General features: G+C 68.1%; 1 protein-coding gene. It reads right to left on the bottom strand.

The annotated features are described in order from the left end of the window. The coding region (locus ACSBQV_RS24175; protein WP_434991567.1) for an amino acid adenylation domain-containing protein at positions 1–4,058 on the bottom strand (4,058 nt) is incomplete at both ends.

Consider the following 4,058-nt stretch of genomic DNA (forward strand, 5'->3'; position numbering starts at 1 on the left):
TGCCGAACAGCGCCGTCACCATGTTCAGGCCGCGTTCGGCGCACACCGCCACCCGGCTGTCCGGGCCGACGCCGCGCGCTATCAGCGCGTGCGCCAGCCGGTTGGCGCGGGCGTTCAACCGGGCGTAGCTCAGGCTTTCCGCGCCGCTCACCAGCGCAATGGCATCCGGCGTGCGGCGCACCTGCCGCTCGAACAGCGCCGCCAGCGTCTGATCCAGCGGGTAGTCACGCTCGGTGCGGTTCCAGCCATGCAGCAGCAGCTCGCGTTCCGCTTCCGGCACCACCGCCAGTGAACACACCGGCGTATCCGGCGCCTGCTCCAGCGCTTGCGCCAGTGAGTCCAGCGCCTGCACCATATAGTCACATACGCGCTGCGCATCGATCGCCTCGGTTACCTGCGCCGTAATGCCCAGCGAATCGCCGCCGTCCTCCACCGACAAGACGAACGGATAGTTGGTGCGCTCTTCGGCGCTCAGCAGGCTCACGCCTTCGGGCAGCGCCACGGCCTCGCCGTTGTTGTGGCGATAGTTGAGCAGGGCGCTGAACAGCGGCGCTCCAGGGCTGACGCCACTGCAGCGCTGCGCCAAGGCCAGTGGCGCATGTTCATGAGCCAGCAGCCCGCTCAACCGCATATGCGCCTCCCTTGCCGCCGCCTCCGCGCCGCGCCGATCGATGTCCAGGCGCAGCGGCAGCGTGTTGATAAACAGCCCCAATGCCCGTTCCGCGCCTTCAGCGCCCTGCAGGCGCCCCAGCAATACGGTGCCGAATACGACCGCGTCTCGCCCGCTGACGCGCGCCAGCACCTGCGCCCAGGCCAGATGGCACAAACTGGCCAGGCTGACGCCCAACCGCCGCGCCTGCCGCCGCAGCCGCAGGTTCAAGGCCGAAGAAAGCGCCTGGTAGCGGCTGACGATCTGCCGTCCCTCGCCATGCACATCACTCAAGCCGAACGGCAGGACCGGCTCGCTGATATCCGCCAACATGTCGCGGAAGAAACGTTCATGCTCTGCTTCGCTGAGCGTCAGGCGCGCCTGCGCCACCGCATTGCGGAACGGCTGGGCGGCGCCAAGCCGTGCGCCGCGACCGGCGAGGATTTCGCTGACCTCTTGCTCCATAAAGGCCAGCGTGGAGTGATCGCCAATCAGATGGTGCCACTGCTGCAAGGCGCACCACCGGCCATCCTCCTCTTGCGCGACGGTAAAGTTGAGCAGCGGCGCACGGGTCAGATCCTGTCGCTGATGCAGCGGATCAAAACCGGCCGCCAACTGTTGCCAAACCGGGCCGTCGGCCAGATCGAAACGCCGCTCGCTCAGTGCCAGTTCGGCCTTGCGCCACACCACCTGCACCGGCGAAGACACGCCCTGCGTGATGAACGCGGTGCGCAGAATGTCATGGCGATCGATCACCTGCTGCATCGCCGCCAGCCAGGCATCCAGGCGCGCGCGGCTGTCGAAACGCAGCACCGCGGACAGCTGGTACGGATCGCCCTGCTCCGCCAGCAGATGGTGGAACAAAATCCCCTCCTGCAGCGGCGACAAAGCGTAGATGTCCTGTACATTGGCCACGCCGCCCGGCACCTGCGCCACCACCGCGTCGATCTCCGGCTGGCTCAGCGTCGCCAGCGGTAACATCTCCGGCGTAATGGCGGCGCAACCCGGCAAGATGCGGTTTTCCGGTATGTCGATTTCCCCTTGCGCGCTCACCGCCTGCGCCAGCGCCGCCAGCGTCGGCGTTGAGAACAGCGTCTGCACGTTCGCCGCCAAACCGGCACGCCGCAGTTGAGCCATCAACTTCACCGCCAGCAGCGAGTGACCGCCCAGTTCGAAGAAGTTGTCGTGGCGGCCAACCTGCTCCACGTTCAGCAACTCGCGCCAGATCTCCGCCAGCAGCGTTTCGCGCTCACCCTGCGGCGCTTCGTACGCCGCCTGGCTCTGTATCCCCTGCGGCTCCGGCAGCGCCCGCCGGTCCAACTTGCCGTTCGGCGACAGCGGCAACGCCGCCACCACCACCCAGGCCGACGGCACCATGTAGTCCGGCAGCGCCGCGCTCACATGCTGCCGCAGCGCGCCCGCCAGCGTCTCTTCCGCCACGTCCGCCGCCGGCACCACCCACGCCACCAGTCGTTTGTCGTCGCCCACCGCGCGCGCATCCACCACCGCTTCCCGCACCGCCGGGTGCGTCGCCAGCGTCGCCTCTATCTCGCCGCATTCGATGCGGAAGCCGCGGATTTTCACCTGCTGGTCATTGCGCCCCAGGTACTCGATGTCGCCGTTCGCCAGATAGCGCGCCACGTCGCCGGTGCGGTACATGCGCCCGCCCGGCGCGAACGGATCGCTCAGGAAACGCTCCGCCGTCAAGTCGGGCCGATTCAGGTAGCCCCGCGCCACCTGCACCCCGCCGATATACAGCTCGCCCACCGCCCCCAGCGGCACCGGCTGCCCGTGCTCGTCCAGCAGATAGATGCGCGTGTTGGCGATCGGCCGACCGATCGGCACCGACACCCGGTCCGCCTCCCGCGAACAGTGCCAGGCGGTGACGTCCACCGCCGCCTCCGTCGGCCCATACAGGTTATGCAACTCCGCCTGCGGCAGCCGGCGGTAAAACTCCGCCACCAGCGCCGCCGGCAGCGCTTCCCCGCTGCACATCACCCGCACCACGTTGCCGCAGCGCGTCGCCGCCTGCTCATCTGCCAGGAAGCTTTGCAGCATCGACGGCACGAAGTGCAGCGTGGTGACGCCGTACTGTTCGATAGCGCGGCTCAGGTAGTCCGGATCCTTGTGCCCTTCCGGCTTCGCCATCACCAGCCGCGCGCCGACCATCAGCGGCCAGAAGAACTCCCACACCGAGACGTCGAAGCCGAACGGCGTTTTTTGCAGCACCGTGTCCGCCGCCGTCAGGCCGTAGGCCTCCTGCATCCACACCAGCCGGTTGACCACCCCGCGGTGTTCGTTCATCGCGCCCTTCGGTTTACCGGTCGAACCCGAGGTGTAAATCACGTACGCCAGGTGCGACGCCTGCGCGCGCGGCGCCGGGTTCTCGGCACTCAGCGTCTCCGGCAACGCGGCCTCCAGCGCCAGCTGCGGCGTCGCGGGTTCGCCCAGCGCCGCCCGGCCGGCGGCGTCCGCCAGCAGCAGCACCGGGTCGGCGTCCTGCAGGATGTACTGCAGGCGCTCGCCCGGATAGGCCGGATCCAACGGCACATAGGCGCCGCCGGCCTTGAGGATGCCGAACAGCGCCGTCACCATGTTCAGGCCGCGTTCGGCGCACACCGCCACCCGGCTGTCCGGGCCGACGCCGCGCGCTATCAGCGCGTGCGCCAGCCGGTTGGCGCGGGCGTTCAACCGGGCGTAACTCAGGCTTTCCGCGCCGCTCACCAGTGCAATGGCATCCGGCGTGCGGCGCACCTGCCGCTCGAACAGCGCCGCCAGCGTCTGATCCAGCGGGTAGTCACGCTCGGTGCGGTTCCAGCCATGCAGCAGATGCTCCCGTTCGGCGAGCGGCAGCAAATCGATATGGGATACCGATCGCGGGTTATTCAGCGTCATCGCCCGCAGCGCCTGTACCAGGTAAACGCCGTAACGCTCGGCGGTGGCGCGATCGAACAACGCCGTGGCGAAATTCAGCGTGCCGCTGATGCCTTCGCCGGTATCGGCCAGATCGAGCGTCAGATCGAACTTCGCCGCGCTGTATTCCAGCCCGGCCAATTCGGCCTGCAGCCCAGGCAGCGGAATATTGCGCACCGAGCCGTCCTGCCAGGCCAGCATCACCTGGAACAGCGGGGTATAGCCCAGATGGCGCGGCGGGTTAACCAGCTCCACCACCTGCTCGAACGGCAGATCGCGGTTTTCCTGCGCCGCCAGCACCGTGTGGCGGACCCGTTCGAGCAGCGTCGGCAGATCCGGATCGTCGCGAAGATCGATGCGCAGCGCCAACGTGCTGACGAAGAAACCGACCAGCGATTCGGTTTCCAGCCGGCCGCGGTTGGCCTCCGGCGTGCCGATCACCAGCTCCTGCTGTCCGGCCATGCGCGCCAGCACCAGGCTCCAGGCCGCCAGCACC

The organism is Serratia sp. B501 (genome assembly GCF_051172315.1).
Classification (GTDB): domain Bacteria; phylum Pseudomonadota; class Gammaproteobacteria; order Enterobacterales; family Enterobacteriaceae; genus Serratia; species Serratia ureilytica.